12 protein-coding genes are annotated in these 16,668 nt (G+C 56.0%); 8 read left to right on the top strand and 4 right to left on the bottom strand.

The genetic code is table 11. The features are described 5' to 3' along the window. Positions 1–42: 42 nt before the first annotated feature. The gene (locus tag LPQ25_RS17110; protein ID WP_004150843.1) at positions 43–1,191 is read left to right on the top strand and encodes an MFS transporter; all 1,149 of its coding nucleotides are present in this window, start codon (positions 43–45) and stop codon (positions 1,189–1,191) included. 162 nt (positions 1,192–1,353) lie between these two features. On the opposite strand, the gene pflA is transcribed toward LPQ25_RS17110, so the two are convergent. The 4 genes from pflA to ycaO form a co-directional block, all read right to left on the bottom strand. Then, a complete protein-coding gene (pflA, locus tag LPQ25_RS17105; RefSeq protein WP_002898145.1) occupies positions 1,354–2,094 on the bottom strand; it encodes a pyruvate formate lyase 1-activating protein in 741 nt (246 codons plus the stop codon). Positions 2,095–2,285: 191 nt separating this feature from the next. Further along, a complete protein-coding gene (pflB, locus tag LPQ25_RS17100) occupies positions 2,286–4,568 on the bottom strand; it encodes a formate C-acetyltransferase (RefSeq protein ID WP_234599480.1) in 2,283 nt (760 codons plus the stop codon). Between the two features lie 51 nt (positions 4,569–4,619). Then, a complete protein-coding gene (gene focA / locus LPQ25_RS17095) occupies positions 4,620–5,477 on the bottom strand; it encodes a formate transporter FocA (protein WP_002898150.1) in 858 nt (285 codons plus the stop codon). A 385-nt stretch (positions 5,478–5,862) separates the two neighbouring features. Continuing rightward, positions 5,863–7,623, bottom strand: a complete 1,761-nt coding sequence (gene ycaO / locus LPQ25_RS17090) for a 30S ribosomal protein S12 methylthiotransferase accessory factor YcaO (RefSeq protein WP_004150842.1) — start codon at positions 7,621–7,623, stop codon at positions 5,863–5,865. Between the two features lie 115 nt (positions 7,624–7,738). Here ycaO and LPQ25_RS17085 point away from each other — a divergent pair, with 115 nt between their 5' ends. The 7 genes from LPQ25_RS17085 to LPQ25_RS17055 all read left to right on the top strand — a co-directional run bounded on the left by LPQ25_RS17085 (position 7,739) and on the right by LPQ25_RS17055 (position 16,639). Continuing rightward, the gene (locus tag LPQ25_RS17085; RefSeq protein ID WP_002898152.1) at positions 7,739–8,431 is read left to right on the top strand and encodes a DUF421 domain-containing protein; all 693 of its coding nucleotides are present in this window, start codon (positions 7,739–7,741) and stop codon (positions 8,429–8,431) included. 188 nt (positions 8,432–8,619) lie between these two features. Then, positions 8,620–9,708, top strand: a complete 1,089-nt coding sequence (serC, locus tag LPQ25_RS17080) for a 3-phosphoserine/phosphohydroxythreonine transaminase (RefSeq protein WP_012737721.1) — start codon at positions 8,620–8,622, stop codon at positions 9,706–9,708. A gap of 73 nt (positions 9,709–9,781) precedes the next feature. Further along, entirely contained in the window at positions 9,782–11,065 is a 1,284-nt protein-coding gene (gene aroA, locus LPQ25_RS17075) for a 3-phosphoshikimate 1-carboxyvinyltransferase (RefSeq protein WP_012737722.1), read from the top strand. A gap of 174 nt (positions 11,066–11,239) precedes the next feature. Further along, positions 11,240–11,923, top strand: coding sequence for a (d)CMP kinase (gene cmk / locus LPQ25_RS17070; protein ID WP_012737723.1), 684 nt, complete (start codon positions 11,240–11,242; stop codon positions 11,921–11,923). 133 nt (positions 11,924–12,056) lie between these two features. Next, the gene (gene rpsA, locus LPQ25_RS17065; protein ID WP_002898162.1) at positions 12,057–13,730 is read left to right on the top strand and encodes a 30S ribosomal protein S1; all 1,674 of its coding nucleotides are present in this window, start codon (positions 12,057–12,059) and stop codon (positions 13,728–13,730) included. A 151-nt stretch (positions 13,731–13,881) separates the two neighbouring features. Next, positions 13,882–14,169 (top strand): integration host factor subunit beta, encoded by a 288-nt coding sequence (gene ihfB / locus LPQ25_RS17060; RefSeq protein ID WP_002898165.1) that lies wholly within the window; start codon positions 13,882–13,884, stop codon positions 14,167–14,169. A gap of 205 nt (positions 14,170–14,374) precedes the next feature. Further along, entirely contained in the window at positions 14,375–16,639 is a 2,265-nt protein-coding gene (locus tag LPQ25_RS17055; protein ID WP_234599479.1) for a ComEC family protein, read from the top strand. Positions 16,640–16,668 lie beyond the last annotated feature (29 nt).

The raw sequence follows: 16,668 nt of genomic DNA, 5'->3' as shown, positions 1-16,668 counted from the left end.
ATGATGCGCTCGCGATCTGAACATTCCTCACGGTTTTTACCCATGACCATCTACACCCGGCCAGTGCAAATGCTGCTCTGTGGCCTGCTTTTATTGACCCTGGCGATAGCGGTGCTGAATACGCTCGTCCCGCTCTGGCTCGCCCATGAAAACATGCCAACCTGGCAGGTCGGCATGGTGGGGTCATCCTATTTTACCGGCAACCTGGCCGGTACGTTGCTGGCCGGCTGGGTGATCAAGCGCCTGGGGTTTAACCGTAGCTATTATCTCGCATCGTTAATTTTCGCCGTCGGCTGCGTAGGGCTGGGGATCACCGTTGGCTTCTGGACATGGCTGAGCTGGCGTTTTATCGCCGGTGTAGGTTGCGCGATGATCTGGGTGGTGGTGGAAAGCGCGCTGGTTTGCAGCGGCACTTCCCGCAGTCGCGGTCGTCTGCTGGCGGCGTACATGATGGTCTATTACGTCGGTACCGTACTGGGCCAGCTGATGGTCAGTAAATTACCCACCGATTTAATGAGCGTCCTGCCGTGGGTGACCGGCCTGGCGCTGGCGGCGATCCTGCCGTTGCTGTTTACCCGCATTATGGGGCAGGCAGAAGAGCCGCATGAAACGGTACGTATCTGGCCGATGCTGAAGCTACGCCAGGCGCGCCACGGGGTCAATGGCTGTATTATTTCGGGGATTGTCCTCGGCTCGCTGTATGGCCTGATGCCGCTGTGGCTGAACCATCAGGGCGTCAGCGACTCCGGCATCGGCTTCTGGATGGCGGTGATGGTGAGTGCGGGGATCCTCGGCCAGTGGCCGGTAGGGCGCCTGGCAGACCGCTACGGTCGCCTGCTGGTGCTGCGGGTACAGGTCTTTGTGGTCATTCTGGGATGTCTGGCGATGCTTAGTCAGGCGGCAATGGCCCCGGCGCTGTTTGTGCTTGGGGCATCTGGTTTCACGCTGTATCCGGTGGCGATGGCCTGGGCCTGTGAAAAAGTGGAGCACCATCAGCTGGTGGCGATGAATCAGGCGCTGCTGATGAGCTATACCATCGGCAGCCTGCTGGGCCCGACCCTGACGGCGATGCTGATGCAGAACTTCTCAGACAACCTGCTGTTTATCATGATCGCCAGCGTGTCGTTTATCTATCTGCTGACCCTGTTGCGCAAAGCCGGGCATCATCCGACGCCGGTGGCGCACGCCTGACCCTGCAACGCGCAGCGCATGCTGCGCGTCATCTGCTGCAATCGCATAGGCTTACTGCCGCAAAGAGGACAAGTCGTTTTTCATGAGAATGAAACGGCGGGGCGGACACAGCTTCCCACGCCGTTGCAGGCCGGCATAAGCGCATCACCGGCCCGGGCGGGATTAGTACATTACTTTGTGACCATACTGCTCAAGGATGCCTTTTACCCGCTCCATGGTCTCTTTCTTCGGCGGATGGACGCCGTCCAGCTTGTACTCTTCGCCCATCGCTACCCATTTGTGTTTACCCAGCTCATGGTAGGGCAGCAGCTCGATTTTTTCGACATTGCCCATATCGCGGGTAAATTCGCCCAGGCGGTGCGCGGAATCATCATCGTCTGACCAGCCGGGAACCACCACGTAGCGGATCCAGACATTGATATTCTTCTTCGCCAGATACTGGGCGAATTCCAGCGTACGATGGTTAGAGACGCCCACCAGGTTCTGGTGAATCTCATCGTTCATCTGCTTGAGATCCAGCATCACCAGGTCTGTTACCTCCAGCAGCTCGTCGATAACCGGATCGTAGCGACGTACGAAGCCGTTGGTATCCAGGCAGGTGTGGATGCCTTCTTTCTTACACGCGCGGAACCAGTCGCGAACAAACTCCGCCTGCAGGATCGCCTCACCGCCCGAGGCGGTGACGCCGCCGCCGGAAGCATTCATAAAGTGACGATAGGTCACCACCTCTTTCATTAATTCTTCAACGGTGATTTCTTTGCCGCCGTGGGTATCCCAGGTGTCACGGTTATGGCAGTACAGGCAGCGCATCAGGCAGCCCTGGAAAAAGGTAATAAAGCGGATGCCCGGGCCATCAACGGTGCCACAGGATTCAAAGGAGTGAATGCGACCAATAACTGACATTGCGGTGTTTTCTCCAGATGTGGCCCATCCGGGGCCGTGTTGGTGCGCAGCTCAGCGGCTGCGTCGAGTCTGTTTTGACAGGTACCCAAAGTATAGATAACTGGCAAAGCAGGCTGGGGCGGGGAATGCTTGTTAAAAAGGCCCCACTGATGTGGGGCCTTTATTGTACGCCTTTTCAGTCAGACAGGGAATTACATGGTCTGAGTGAAGGTACGGGTAATAACATCCTGCTGCTGTTCTTTGGTCAGGGAGTTAAAACGTACGGCGTAGCCAGATACGCGGATGGTCAGTTGCGGATATTTTTCCGGATTGTCCATCGCGTCGAGCAGCATTTCGCGGTTCATGACGTTCACGTTCAGGTGCTGACCACCTTCGATGGACGCTTCGTGATGGAAGTAACCATCCATCAGACCTGCCAGGTTGGTCTTACGAACTTCGTCGTCTTTACCCAGCGCGTTCGGCACGATAGAGAAGGTATAAGAGATACCATCTTTCGCGTAAGCAAACGGCAGTTTAGCGACGGAGGTCAGAGAGGCTACTGCGCCTTTCTGGTCACGGCCGTGCATCGGGTTAGCACCTGGACCGAACGGCGCGCCAGCGCGACGACCGTCTGGGGTGTTACCGGTTTTCTTACCGTACACCACGTTAGAGGTGATGGTCAGAACAGACTGAGTCGGGATAGCGTTGCGGTAGGTGTGCAGTTTCTGAATTTTCTTCATGAAACGTTCAACCAGGTCAACGGCCATGTCATCGACGCGAGGGTCGTTGTTACCAAACTGCGGGTATTCGCCTTCGATTTCGAAGTCAACAGCCAGACCGTCTTCGTCACGAATCGGTTTAACTTTCGCATATTTGATAGCAGACAGGGAGTCAGCAGCAACGGACAGACCAGCGATACCACACGCCATGGTGCGGATAACGTCACGGTCGTGCAGCGCCATCAGAGAGGCTTCGTAGCTGTACTTGTCGTGCATGTAGTGGATGATGTTCAGCGCGGTGACGTACTGTTTAGCCAGCCAGTCCATGAAGTGATCCATGCGATCCATTACTTCGTCGAAGTTCAGGACGTCGCCTTTGATCGGTTCAGATTTCGGACCAACCTGCATTTTCAGTTTTTCATCCACGCCGCCGTTGATAGCGTACAGCATGGTTTTCGCGAGGTTAGCGCGAGCGCCGAAGAACTGCATTTGCTTACCAACAACCATCGGGCTTACGCAGCATGCGATAGCGTAGTCGTCGTTGTTGAAGTCCGGACGCATCAGGTCATCGTTCTCATACTGCAGAGAAGAGGTATCGATGGACACTTTAGCGGCGAATTTCTTGAAGCTCAGCGGCAGTTTTTCAGACCACAGGATAGTAATGTTCGGCTCCGGAGACGGCCCCATGGTGTACAGGGTGTTCAGGAAGCGGAAGCTGTTTTTGGTCACCAGAGTACGGCCGTCAACGCCCATACCGCCGATGGATTCCGTTGCCCAAATCGGGTCGCCGGAGAACAGTTCATCATATTCCGGGGTACGCAGGAAGCGAACCATACGCAGTTTCATGACCAGGTGGTCAACCATTTCCTGCGCGTCTTGCTCGGTGATTTTACCCGCCTGCAGGTCACGCTCGATGTAGATATCCAGGAAGCTGGAGGTACGACCGAAGGACATTGCCGCGCCGTTCTGAGATTTCACGGCAGCCAGGTAACCGAAGTAGGTCCACTGAATCGCTTCCTGAGCGGTGGTCGCCGGACCGGAGATGTCATAGCCATATTTAGCGGCCATCTCTTTGATCTGGCCCAGTGCGCGGTGTTGTTCAGCGATTTCTTCACGCAGACGGATGGTCGCTTCCAGGTCTTCGCCGCTTTCCAGTTTCGCTTGCAGAGAGTTGAACTGGGCGAATTTGTCTTTCATCAGGAAGTCGATACCGTACAGCGCAACGCGACGGTAGTCACCGATGATACGACCACGACCGTAAGCATCCGGCAGACCCGTCAGCACGCCGGATTTACGGCAGCGCAGGATGTCCGGGGTATAGACGTCGAAAACGCCCTGGTTGTGAGTTTTACGGTACTCTGTGAAGATTTTTTTCAGCATCGGGTCCAGCTCGCGATTATACGCTTTGCAGGAACCTTCAACCATTTTGATACCACCGAACGGGATGATCGCACGTTTCAGCGGCGCTTCGGTCTGCAGACCAACGATTTTTTCCAGACCTTTCTCAATATAGCCCGCGTCGTGAGAGGTGATGGTGGAAGCCAGGGCAGTGTCAAAATCAACAGGCGCGTGAGTGCGGTTTTCCTGTTTTACACCTTCCATTACGGTGTCCCACAGCTTGGTGGTCGCTTCAGTCGCGCCAGCCAGGAAGGATTCGTCGCCTTCATATGGGGTGTAGTTTTTCTGAATAAAGTCACGGACGTTGACTTCATTCTGCCAGTCACCTTTCGCAAAACCTTCCCAGGCTGTGGCTAACTTTTCATTAAGCTCGGACATGTAACACCTACCTTCTTAAGTGGATTTTTTATTTACTGCCTGAAACAACCCTTAGTGATGGTCGTTGCCACGCAGGTAAATGACCCAGTATGTCAACCCGACCAGCAGACCCCCGCCGATAATGTTCCCGATAGTTACCGGAATCAGGTTATCAGTGATGAAGTTCATAACGGTCAAGTGAGAGAAACTTTCCGGAGTCGAACCGATGGCGGTCCAGAATTCCGGGCTTGCAAAGTTGCGGATTACGATACCCATCGGGATCATAAACATGTTGGCGATGCTGTGCTCAAAGCCGCTGGCAACGAACATCGCTACCGGCAGGACCATGATCATCGCTTTATCCATCAGGCTACGACCGGAATAGCTCATCCATACGGCGAGACAAACCATCAGGTTAGCGAGGATACCCAGGCTCACGGCCTCCACAAAAGTATGGTGCATTTTGTGGTCGGCGGTCTGCAGAACGTTTAGCCCCCAGCCGCCGTTGGCAGTCATATATTCGCCTGATAACCACATCAGCAGCACAAACAGCAGCGCGCCCACCAGGTTACCAAAATAGACGTTGAGCCAGTTTTTTGCCAGTTGCCCCCAGGTAATTCGACCGCTGGCTTTGGCCACCACGATCAGTACCGTAGAGGTAAAGAGGTCAGCGCCGCAGATAACGCACAGAATCAGACCCAGAGAAAAACAGATCCCACCGATAAGTTTGGCAATCCCATAAGGCATCGCGGCAGTGCCGGTGGTCGCGGTGATATAGAATACGAAAGCGATGGAGATGAAAACGCCAGCGGTGATCGCCAGATAAAACGTCTTCATCGGATGCTTCGTTGCTTTATAGACACCTGCTTCTTCGGCGACTTTCGCCATCGCGGCAGGGAGCAAAAGATCAAAAGGGTTGTCAGCTTTCACACTAACTCTCTCTTTATATAAGTTGGCGGTGAGATACTAACAAAGCATTATAGAATGGAAATTGATATAGATCATATCTCACCGGAACTATATGCCTTTTTAGTGTGTGGTTTTTATTGAAATTATCAGTAACTTGATGAAATGTATAGAGAAAATAATTTTTAAATTTTATAAATAATGTTGAATTTTTTCTTTTTTACCCCCATTTTTGAGTTAATTAAAATGGAGTATTTTTATTAAATTTAACAATTGATAAATGATGAAATGGCGTTATTTAACATTGATTAACTTTACACCTACAAATTATAGGAGGCGCTTTCTCAGGGTTAAATAACGGAGCCGCTGAGGGCTCCGTTGTAAGCATTAACGATGGCGCAAGCTGGGCTTATTTTGCCCAAAACGCCGCTTTCGCCCGCTGCAGTTTTTCATAGGCTTTCAGCAGCGACTGATGGGCCGGGAAGGCCTGCAGATCGCTATCGACCGCCTGGAGACCATAGAACGGCGCTTCCCCGCTCAGCGCCGCGCTGGCGGCTTCGACCGCGTCGGCGCCGTACATACGGATGAAGGCGTTCAGGTACTGCAGCGGCTGACGCTCTTCTTCCTGGCTCAGCAGCAGCAGGGTTTGCAGACAGCGATAGTAGTTCGCGCGCTCCGCGCTGAAGACCGAAGCATTAAATTCCATGGTCCACTCGGTCCAGATCAGCGCCTGTTCCAGATCGCCGCCGGCCAGGGCCAGCATCGCTTTCAGCTCGCCGACGCGCAGGGTATACCAGCCGTTGTCTTTTCCGGTGGCGAGCCCCAGCAGTTCGCGAACGCGGGTGAAATCATCCAGACCTTCATCGTCCATCTGCTCGATCAGCGCCAGGTAATCTTCTTTATCCCACTCGCTGCCCGGCAGGGACAGAATGGTGTCCCGCAGATGAGCGCCCATGCTGTTGTTCGCCAGCCACAGGTCTTCCGCCGGGTATATGTCCGACATCCCCGGGACGATGATACGGCAGGCGTAAACGCCCAGGTGCTCGTAGTCGGCGATGTACACTTCTTTATCTTCGGCCTTGAAGATGGCCATCAGGGTGGCGAACTCTTCTTCGGTAGTACCAGAGAAGCTCCAGTCAACGAATGGATAGTCGGCGTCCTGCTTGAACATATCCCAGGAGATCAGGCCGCTGGAGTCGATAAAGTGGGTTTCGAGGTTCGCGTGCTCGGCGACCTCTTCGTCATCGAAGGTTGGCGGCGTGAAGACGTCGAGGTCTTTCAGGCTGCGGCCCTGCAGCAGTTCGGTGACGGTTCGCTCCAGCGCCACGCCAAAGTCCGGGTGGGCGCCGAAGGAGGCGAAGCAGGTGCCGTTAGCCGGGTTAAACAGCACGACGCAGATAACCGGATATTTGCCGCCCAGCGAGCCATCATAGGCAAAGATCGGGAAACCTTCAGCTTCCAGTTTGGCGATCGACTCCACGACGCCCGGATAGCGCGCCATGACTTCCGCCGGGATCTCCGGCAGGCTGATGCTTTCAGCGATGATGCGGTTTTTAATGTGACGTTCAAAGACCTCTGACAGACCCTGTACCCGCGCTTCGTTGCGGGTGTTACCGGCGGACATGCCGTTGGAGACGTACAGGTTACCGACAATATTCATCGGAATATAGACGGTTTCGCCGTCGGACTGGCGGGTAAAAGGCAGACCGCACACGCCGCGCTCATCGTTACCTGACTGCAGATCCACCAGCATACTGGCCGTTAACTGATCGTCAGGATCGTAGAACGCGCGCAGGCGGGCATCCAGCAGACCTTCCGGGACTTCATCATCCTCAGTCAGCGGGAACCACTTTTCGTTCGGGTAGTGAACAAACGGGCCGTTAGCGATTGTGTCGCCTAACCAGAAGTCGGCGAAGAAATAGTTAGTGGACAGACGTTCGAAATATTCGCCCAGCGCGGAGGCCAGGGCTGCCTTTTTGGTGGCGCCTTTACCATTGGTAAAGCACAGCGCGCACGCTTTATCGCGAATGTGAACGGACCACACGTGCGGCACCGGGTTCAGCCACGAGGCCTCTTCGATATCAAATCCGAGGTCGAGCAATTTCTGCTGGAAGCGAGCGATGGAATCTTCCAGGGCGGCATCTTTGCCGGGAATAAACGTTTGGGTCATGGCGATCACTTTTGTCGTACGGAAAGCGCGCAATGATACGGCTTTTATCTGACAGGTGCTATCTCCATCATCTGGCTATGCTTAGAGGCATCTTTAATACACAGGGAGATGGAAAATGAAAGCCTTTGACTGGCAGCGGATGGCGCTCGATAAAGTACCGGTGGAATTCCTGGCGGAGGTGGCGTTGCGCAGCCTCTATACCTTCGTTCTGGTCTTTATTTTCCTCAAGATTACCGGACGGCGCGGCGTGCGGCAGATGTCGCTGTTCGAGGTGCTGATTATTTTGACCCTCGGCTCGGCGGCGGGTGACGTGGCGTTTTATGACGATGTGCCGCTGCTGCCGGTGCTGGTGGTCTTCGTTACGCTGGCGCTACTGTATCGCGGCATTATGTGGCTGATGGGGCATAGCGAAAAGCTGGAGGATCTACTGGAGGGGAAACCTATCGTAGTGGTGGAAGAGGGACAGTTGGCCTGGGAGAAGCTGCATGCGGAAAACATGACCGAATTCGAATTTTTTATGGAGCTGCGGGTCAACAGCGTCGAGCAGCTTGGCCAGGTCCGGCTGGCAATCCTCGAAACCAACGGGCAGATCAGCGTGTTTTATTATCCCGATGAAGAGGTGAGGGCCGGATTATCGATCCTTCCAGCGCATTGTACCACACGCTATACCACCATTCCGCAAGAGGGGATCTATGCCTGCGTGCGCTGCAGCATCGTAATGGCGATGCAGGCGGGAGAAAAACGAATATGTCCGCGCTGCGCAAATGCAGAATGGTCGAAGGCCAGCCGGGCGAAACGGCTTACCTGACAGCAAATATGTCGGTTTTATTACGTCAAGCCGATAGATTCTGTTGTGTGACGGCGGCCGCGTTTTACCGTCGGCGAGTTTTAGCCATTGCGGACCGTGTCACTGAATGATAAAACCGATAGCCACAGGAATAACTTATGCCCGCGGCGGTTCGCGGGCAAAACAACATAGCAACGTGGTGAGGGGAAATGGCTCAGGTCTATAACTTCAGTTCGGGCCCGGCAATGCTGCCGGCGGAAGTACTCAAACTGGCGCAGCAGGAACTGTGCGACTGGCACGGTCTGGGGACGTCGGTCATGGAGATCAGTCACCGTGGTAAGGAGTTTATCCAGGTGGCAGAAGCGGCAGAACAGGACTTCCGCGCTCTGCTGAACATCCCTTCCAACTATAAAGTTTTATTCTGCCACGGCGGCGGCCGCGGCCAGTTCGCCGGGATCCCGCTGAACATCCTCGGCGATAAAAAGGTCGCTGACTATGTGGACGCCGGCTACTGGGCGGCCAGCGCGGTCAAAGAGGCGAAGAAATACTGCACGCCGAACGTTATCGACGCGAAAATCACCGTCGACGGCAAGCGCGCTGTGAAGCCGATGAGCGAGTGGCAGCTGACCCCGGGGGCGGCCTATCTGCACTACTGCCCGAACGAAACCATTGATGGTATCGCGATTGATGAGACGCCGAACTTCGGCGACGACGTCATCGTGACCGCCGATTTCTCCTCCACCATTCTTTCCCGCGAAATTGACGTCAACCGCTTCGGCGTAATCTACGCCGGCGCGCAGAAGAATATCGGTCCGGCTGGGCTGACGCTGGTCATCGTGCGTGAAGATCTGCTGGGCAAAGCCAGCGTGGCCTGCCCATCAATTCTTGACTACACCGTGTTAAGCGAGAATGACTCGATGTTTAACACACCGCCGACGTTCGCATGGTATCTGGCTGGACTGGTGTTTAAGTGGCTGAAACAGCAGGGCGGGGTTGCCGCGATGGATAAAATCAACCAGCAGAAAGCCGAACTGCTCTACGGCGTGATCGATAACAGCGGCTTCTATCGTAACGATGTGGCGCAGGCCAACCGTTCGCGTATGAACGTACCGTTCCAGCTGGCGGACAGCGCCCTGGACAAACTGTTCCTCGAAGAGTCGTTTGCTGCCGGGCTGCACGCGCTGAAGGGCCACCGGGTGGTGGGCGGCATGCGTGCTTCCATCTACAACGCCATGCCGCTGGACGGCGTGAAGGCGTTAACCGACTTTATGCTGGACTTCGAACGCCGCCACGGTTAATCGCCTGTTTCTTTCTTCCTCCCCGCGGCCTGTCTGCGGGGTTTTTATTCTGTTTGTTTGAGAGTGAAGTTTGATGGAATCCCTGACGTTACAACCCATCGCACGCGTAGAGGGCACCGTGAACCTGCCAGGTTCGAAAAGCGTCTCCAACCGCGCGCTGCTGCTGGCTGCCCTGGCCCGCGGCACGACGGTGCTGACCAACCTGCTGGACAGCGACGATGTGCGCCATATGCTGAATGCCCTGAGTGCGCTGGGGGTTCAATATACCCTGTCTGCCGACCGCACCCGCTGCGAAGTGATCGGCAACGGCGGCCCGTTGCGCTCTGCCGCGGCGCTGGAGCTGTTCCTTGGCAACGCCGGTACCGCGATGCGTCCGCTGGCGGCGGCCCTGTGCCTTGGCAGCAACGATATCGTGCTGACCGGCGAACCGCGGATGAAAGAGCGTCCGATCGGCCATCTGGTGGATGCCCTGCGTCAGGGCGGCGCTCAGATCGACTATCTGGAGCAGGAAAATTATCCACCGCTGCGCCTGCGCGGCGGTTTTCAGGGCGGCAACGTCGAGGTTGACGGCAGCGTCTCCAGCCAGTTCCTGACCGCGCTGCTGATGACCGCGCCGCTGGCGCCGCAGGATACCGTCATCGTCATTAAGGGCGATCTGGTGTCGAAACCCTATATCGACATTACGCTGCACCTGATGAAAACCTTCGGCGTTGAGGTGGACAATCAGTCTTATCAGCGATTTGTGGTGCGCGGCAAGCAGCAGTATCAGTCGCCGGGAGATTACCTGGTGGAAGGCGATGCTTCCTCGGCCTCGTATTTCCTCGCCGCTGGCGCCATTAAGGGCGGCACGGTAAAAGTCACCGGTATCGGCCGCAACAGCGTACAGGGCGACATTCGTTTCGCCGACGTACTGGAGAAAATGGGCGCCACCGTCACCTGGGGCGACGATTTCATCGCCTGCACCCACGGCGAGCTCAAGGCGGTCGATATGGATATGAACCATATCCCGGACGCCGCGATGACCATCGCCACCGCCGCGCTGTTCGCGCAAGGGACCACTACCCTGCGCAATATCTACAACTGGCGGGTCAAGGAGACGGACCGTCTGTTCGCCATGGCGACCGAGCTGCGTAAAGTGGGCGCCGAGGTGGAAGAGGGGGAAGATTATATCCGCATCACCCCGCCGGCAAAGTTGAAGTACGCAGAAATCGGCACCTATAACGACCACCGGATGGCGATGTGCTTCTCGCTGGTAGCGCTGTCTGATACGCCGGTGACCATCCTTGATCCCAAATGTACGGCCAAAACGTTCCCTGACTACTTTGAGCAGCTGGCGCGGATCAGTACCCTCGCCTGAGTAAAACTTTGTCATCCCGCGGGCTGATGTCCTGTCAGCCAGCTATAATTGCGCAAAACTTCTGCTTTTCATTTCCTGTAGTCCGTAATTTACAAGCAATGCTCACTTTCCGGCGTATTGATGCGTATAATGCGCGGCGTTTATATTCCATGCGCCTTGCTGAAGGAGAAAAAGATGACGGCGAATATTCCGGTAATCACCATTGATGGGCCTGGCGGTGCGGGTAAAGGTACGTTGTGCAAGGCAATGGCGGAAGCGCTGGGCTGGCATCTGTTAGATTCAGGCGCGATCTACCGCGTTCTGGCGCTGGCGGCGCTGCATCATCATGTCGACGTGGAGTCCGAAGAGGCGCTGGTGCCCCTGGCTGCCCATCTTGACGTGCGTTTTATTTCTACTGACGGCAACCTGGAAGTGGTGCTGGAAGGGGAAGATGTCAGTAGCGAAATTCGCACTCAGGAGGTCGCGAACGCGGCCTCGAAAGTGGCGGCTTTTCCGCGCGTTCGCGAAGCGCTGCTGCGCCGCCAGCGCGCCTTCCGCGAACTGCCGGGGCTTATCGCCGACGGTCGCGATATGGGAACGGTAGTTTTCCCGGACGCGCCGGTGAAAATTTTCCTCGATGCCTCGGCCGATGAGCGGGCGCATCGCCGCATGCGGCAGTTGCAGGAAAAGGGCTTTGATGTTAACTTTGAACGTCTTTTGTCCGAGATAAAAGAGCGTGACGATCGCGACCGAAATCGCGCCGTGGCGCCGCTTCTCCCGGCTGCCGATGCATTAGTTCTCGATTCAACCGAACTAAACATTGAGCAAGTGATTGAAAAAGCGCTACAATATGCGCGCGAAAAATTGGCCGTTGCGTAGGCCTTAACCGGTAACGCGCCGAAGCCTCCGAATTATAGCAGTACCCCGCGGCAATGGATGGTCGGCGGGTATGTGAAACAACCCCATCCGGCACGGAGCCAGGTGGACGTTAATATTAACCTGAAGATTAAACATGACTGAATCTTTTGCTCAACTGTTTGAAGAATCCTTAAAAGAAATCGAAACCCGCCCGGGTTCCATCGTTCGTGGTGTTGTTGTTGCTATCGACAAAGACGTAGTACTGGTTGACGCCGGTCTGAAATCTGAGTCCGCCATCCCGGCTGAGCAGTTCAAAAACGCCCAGGGCGAGCTGGAAATCCAGGTTGGTGACGAAGTTGACGTTGCTCTGGATGCAGTAGAAGACGGCTTCGGTGAAACTCTGCTGTCCCGTGAGAAAGCTAAACGTCACGAAGCTTGGATCACGCTGGAAAAAGCTTACGAAGACGCTGAAACTGTTACCGGTGTTATCAACGGCAAAGTTAAAGGTGGCTTCACTGTTGAGCTGAACGGTATTCGTGCGTTCCTGCCGGGTTCCCTGGTAGACGTTCGTCCGGTGCGCGACACGCTGCACCTGGAAGGCAAAGAGCTTGAGTTCAAAGTCATCAAGCTGGACCAGAAGCGTAACAACGTTGTTGTTTCTCGTCGTGCCGTTATCGAATCCGAAAACAGCGCAGAGCGCGATCAGCTGCTGGAAAACCTGCAGGAAGGCATGGAAGTCAAAGGTATCGTTAAGAACCTCACTGACTACGGTGCATTCGTTGATCTGGGCGGCGTTGACGGCCTGCTGCACATCACCGATATGGCCTGGAAACGCGTTAAGCATCCGAGCGAAATCGTAAACGTTGGCGACGAAATCACTGTTAAAGTGCTGAAGTTCGACCGCGAGCGTACCCGTGTATCCCTGGGCCTGAAACAGCTGGGCGAAGATCCGTGGGTAGCTATCGCTAAACGTTATCCGGAAGGTACCAAACTGACTGGTCGCGTGACCAACCTGACCGACTACGGCTGCTTCGTTGAAATCGAAGAGGGCGTTGAAGGCCTGGTTCACGTTTCCGAAATGGATTGGACCAACAAAAACATCCACCCGTCCAAAGTTGTTAACGTTGGCGACGTTGTGGAAGTAATGGTTCTGGATATCGACGAAGAGCGTCGTCGTATCTCCCTGGGTCTGAAGCAGTGCAAATCTAACCCATGGCAGCAGTTCGCGGAAACCCACAACAAGGGCGACCGTGTTGAAGGTAAAATCAAGTCTATCACTGACTTCGGTATCTTCATCGGCCTGGACGGCGGCATCGACGGCCTGGTTCACCTGTCTGACATCTCCTGGAACGTTGCAGGCGAAGAAGCAGTTCGTGAATACAAAAAAGGCGACGAAATCGCAGCAGTTGTTCTGCAGGTTGACGCAGAGCGTGAGCGTATCTCCCTGGGCGTTAAACAGCTCGCGGAAGATCCGTTCAACAACTACGTTGCTCTGAACAAGAAAGGCGCTATCGTTGTTGGTAAAGTGACTGCAGTTGACGCTAAAGGCGCAACCGTAGAACTGGCTGACGGCGTAGAAGGTTACCTGCGTGCTTCTGAAGCATCCCGTGACCGCGTTGAAGACGCAACTCTGGTTCTGAGCGTTGGCGACGAAGTTGAAGCGAAATTCACCGGCGTGGATCGTAAGAACCGCGTAGTGAGCCTGTCTGTACGTGCGAAAGACGAAGCGGAAGAAAAAGACGCTATCGCTACCGTGAACAAGCAGGAAGACGCGAACTTCTCCAACAACGCTATGGCTGAAGCGTTCAAAGCAGCGAAAGGCGAGTAATCTTTGTCATTCAGGTAATAACAACCTGAATAGCGACGAGTTTACTTGACAGATTGCAGGATTCGTCCTGTAATCAAGCACAAAGGGCGGCTACGGCCGCCCTTGTTTAAGCTGTTAGCTAATTTTTGCCTTGAAGGAAACCGGAGGAATAATGACCAAGTCAGAATTGATTGAAAGACTTGCCAGCCAGCAATCTCACATTCCGGCGAAAGCGGTGGAAGATGCTGTTAAAGAAATGCTGGAACATATGGCCTCAACGCTTGCTCAAGGTGAGCGCATTGAAATCCGCGGTTTCGGCAGCTTTTCTCTGCACTATCGAGCACCTCGCACCGGACGTAACCCGAAAACTGGTGATAAAGTCGAACTGGAAGGTAAGTACGTTCCGCACTTTAAGCCCGGGAAAGAATTACGTGACCGCGCCAATATTTATGAAGGGTGAGTTGCACGACGTGCAGCCTGCCTGACGATAAAGAAAGCACCTTCGGGTGCTTTTTTTGTGCCCGCCATTTACGGCCATCCTCACAAAAAAAGCGTGCCCGGCTGCAAGCGAGGCGATTGTCTGGAATGCGCCGCGCAAGCCTGAATTCGCCGCCAGGACGCCAGCACCGCTTTGCGTAACACTGCCCACTCACAGGGAGGTGTTTATGCGTCTACCATGGCTTGCCGGATGCGCCATCATTGCAATGCTGCCGCTTCTCTGGCTACCCGTTTTGCCGGGCCTGTGCAGTCTGGCGGGCGCGAGCGCACTGGCGCTGGCGCTGATTCGTCTGCATGGAAGGGCCGTCGCCGGAGTGGCGATGACGCTTCTGCTGGTGGTCTGGGGAGTATTGAGCGCGCATCAGGCGCTGTGGCCGACCCGGCACCTTACCGGCGCCATCCGGCAAGCGGAAGTGATCCTTAGCGAGACGGATGGCCAGACCTTGCACCGAGGACAGATGGTGCGCCTGCGGGGCCGCTATCTGTTTCCCCCGGTAGGCGTAACGCTGTACGGGGAACTTGCACCTGCGCCAGCCTGTGCGGGTCAACACTGGCTGATGACGCTGCGCCTGCGCCCGGTGCACGGGCAGCTCAATGACGGGGGCTTCGACAGCCAGCGCTATGCGCTGGCGCAGCACCGACCGCTGAGCGGAGGGATCGTCGCCGCTTCCGCGCTGGATGCCCGCTGCAGTCTGCGCGCCCGCTATCTGACGTCGCTGACCCGGCGACTGCAGACTTATCCCTGGCGCGCGGTGATGTTGGGATTAGGAATGGGGGAGCGGCTGTCTCTGCCGACGGAGATAAAGGTCCTGATGCAGAACACGGGCACTTCCCATCTGATGGCTATCTCGGGTCTGCATATCGCTCTCGCGGCTTCTCTTATCATGCTGTTGCTGCGCGGCGTGCAGTATATTCTCCCGGGCCGCTGGATTGGCTGGCGGTTGCCCCTTGTCGCCGGGCTGGCGGGCGCCGTCGGCTATGCCTGGCTGACCGGTATGCAGCCGCCGGCCCTGCGCACTTGCTTAGGGCTTGCGGTCTGTTGTGCTTTACGTTTGTCGGGTCAACGCTGGACGGCGTGGCAGGTGTGGCTCTGCTGTCTGGGAGCGATACTGGTTGCCGACCCGCTGGCGGTCCTGTCGCAAAGCCTGTGGCTATCTGCCTTCGCCGTGGCGGGGCTGATCTTCTGGTTCCAGTGGCTCCCGTTGCCTGCCGGCCGCTGGCGCTGGCCGTGGAAGACCATAATTGCTCTTGTTCATTTGCAGGCTGGCGTGACGCTGCTGCTGCTGCCGCTGCAGTTGTTGCTATTCCATGGCATAAGCCTGACGTCGATGGCGGCTAATTTGCTGGCGGTACCGTTAGTCACCCTGTTGGCGGTGCCGCTTATTCTGACCGCGATGCTGGTGCATCTCTCGGGGCCGGAGTTAGTGGAGTCGCTACTCTGGCTGGCGGCCGATCGCGTGCTGGCGCTACTGTTTTGGGGATTACGACGTTTACCGGACGGCTGGTTGATGCTGGATACTCGCTGGCTGTGGATCAGTATCCTGCCGTGGCTGTTGGTGATGGGCTGGCGTTTTCAGAGCTGGCGGCATTCACCGGCGCTGTGTCTCAGCGTGCTGTTTTTACTGACGCGGCCATTCAGCCGACAACCGCCTGCGGACGAATGGCGGGTGACGATGCTGGATGTCGGACAGGGGCTGGCGATGGTGATCGAGCGTCACGGTAAGGCATTGCTTTACGATACCGGGCCGGCTTGGCCGCAGGGTGATAGCGGTCAACAGGTGATTATCCCGTGGCTGCGCTGGCACCATCTGCAGCTGCAAGGGATTATGCTGAGCCATGAACATCTGGATCATCGCGGCGGCCTTGATTCAGTGCTGCAGGCATGGCCGCAGGCGTGGGTGCGCAGCCCGTTAGGCTGGGCGCATCATCTGCCGTGTCATCGCGGTGAGCGCTGGCAATGGCAGGGACTCAACTTCCAGGCCCTGTGGCCGCTACCGGGCAGCACGGCAAAGGGTAACAATCATTCCTGTGTGGTGCGGATCGATGATGGTCGCTCCAGCATCCTGCTCACCGGCGATATAGAACGTCAGGCGGAGCAGGCGATGATCAGCCGTTACTGGCGGCATCTGACGTCTACACTTATTCAGGTTCCCCACCACGGCAGCAATACCTCCTCCAGCGCGCTGCTGGTCCGCCGGGTGGATGGCGCGGCCGCGCTGGCCTCCGCTTCGCGCTACAATGCGTGGCGGATGCCCTCGTACAAGGTGGTTCAGCGCTACCGCCAGCGGGGTTATCGCTGGTTCGCCACGCCGCAGCAGGGGCAGATAACGGTGGTTTTTTCCGCAGAAGGGTGGCAAATCCATAGCTTACGGGATCAAGTTTTACCGCGTTGGTATCATCAGTGGTTTGGCGCGCCCGCCGATAACGGGTAGAATATGCGGCTATTTCAACACAAGCTGGT

The organism is Klebsiella sp. KPN54798 (genome assembly GCF_021184225.1).
GTDB lineage: Bacteria > Pseudomonadota > Gammaproteobacteria > Enterobacterales > Enterobacteriaceae > Klebsiella > Klebsiella pneumoniae.
The sequence above is the reverse complement of the archived record's forward strand: the minus strand, read 5'-3'. Positions and strand labels throughout refer to the sequence as shown.

What these genes read in the sequence shown, in the direction of transcription:
- pflA (WP_002898145.1), bottom strand. Translation starts at nt 2,094, where the DNA reads ATGTCAGTTATTGGTCGCATTCACTCCTTTGAATCCTGTGGCACCGTT.
- LPQ25_RS17085 (WP_002898152.1), top strand. Translation starts at nt 7,739, where the DNA reads ATGAAAGCCTTTGACTGGCAGCGGATGGCGCTCGATAAAGTACCGGTG.
- aroA (WP_012737722.1), top strand. Translation starts at nt 9,782, where the DNA reads ATGGAATCCCTGACGTTACAACCCATCGCACGCGTAGAGGGCACCGTG.
- pflB (WP_234599480.1), bottom strand. Translation starts at nt 4,568, where the DNA reads ATGTCCGAGCTTAATGAAAAGTTAGCCACAGCCTGGGAAGGTTTTGCG.
- ycaO (WP_004150842.1), bottom strand. Translation starts at nt 7,623, where the DNA reads ATGACCCAAACGTTTATTCCCGGCAAAGATGCCGCCCTGGAAGATTCC.
- LPQ25_RS17110 (WP_004150843.1), top strand. Translation starts at nt 43, where the DNA reads ATGACCATCTACACCCGGCCAGTGCAAATGCTGCTCTGTGGCCTGCTT.
- serC (WP_012737721.1), top strand. Translation starts at nt 8,620, where the DNA reads ATGGCTCAGGTCTATAACTTCAGTTCGGGCCCGGCAATGCTGCCGGCG.
- rpsA (WP_002898162.1), top strand. Translation starts at nt 12,057, where the DNA reads ATGACTGAATCTTTTGCTCAACTGTTTGAAGAATCCTTAAAAGAAATC.
- ihfB (WP_002898165.1), top strand. Translation starts at nt 13,882, where the DNA reads ATGACCAAGTCAGAATTGATTGAAAGACTTGCCAGCCAGCAATCTCAC.
- cmk (WP_012737723.1), top strand. Translation starts at nt 11,240, where the DNA reads ATGACGGCGAATATTCCGGTAATCACCATTGATGGGCCTGGCGGTGCG.
- LPQ25_RS17055 (WP_234599479.1), top strand. Translation starts at nt 14,375, where the DNA reads ATGCGTCTACCATGGCTTGCCGGATGCGCCATCATTGCAATGCTGCCG.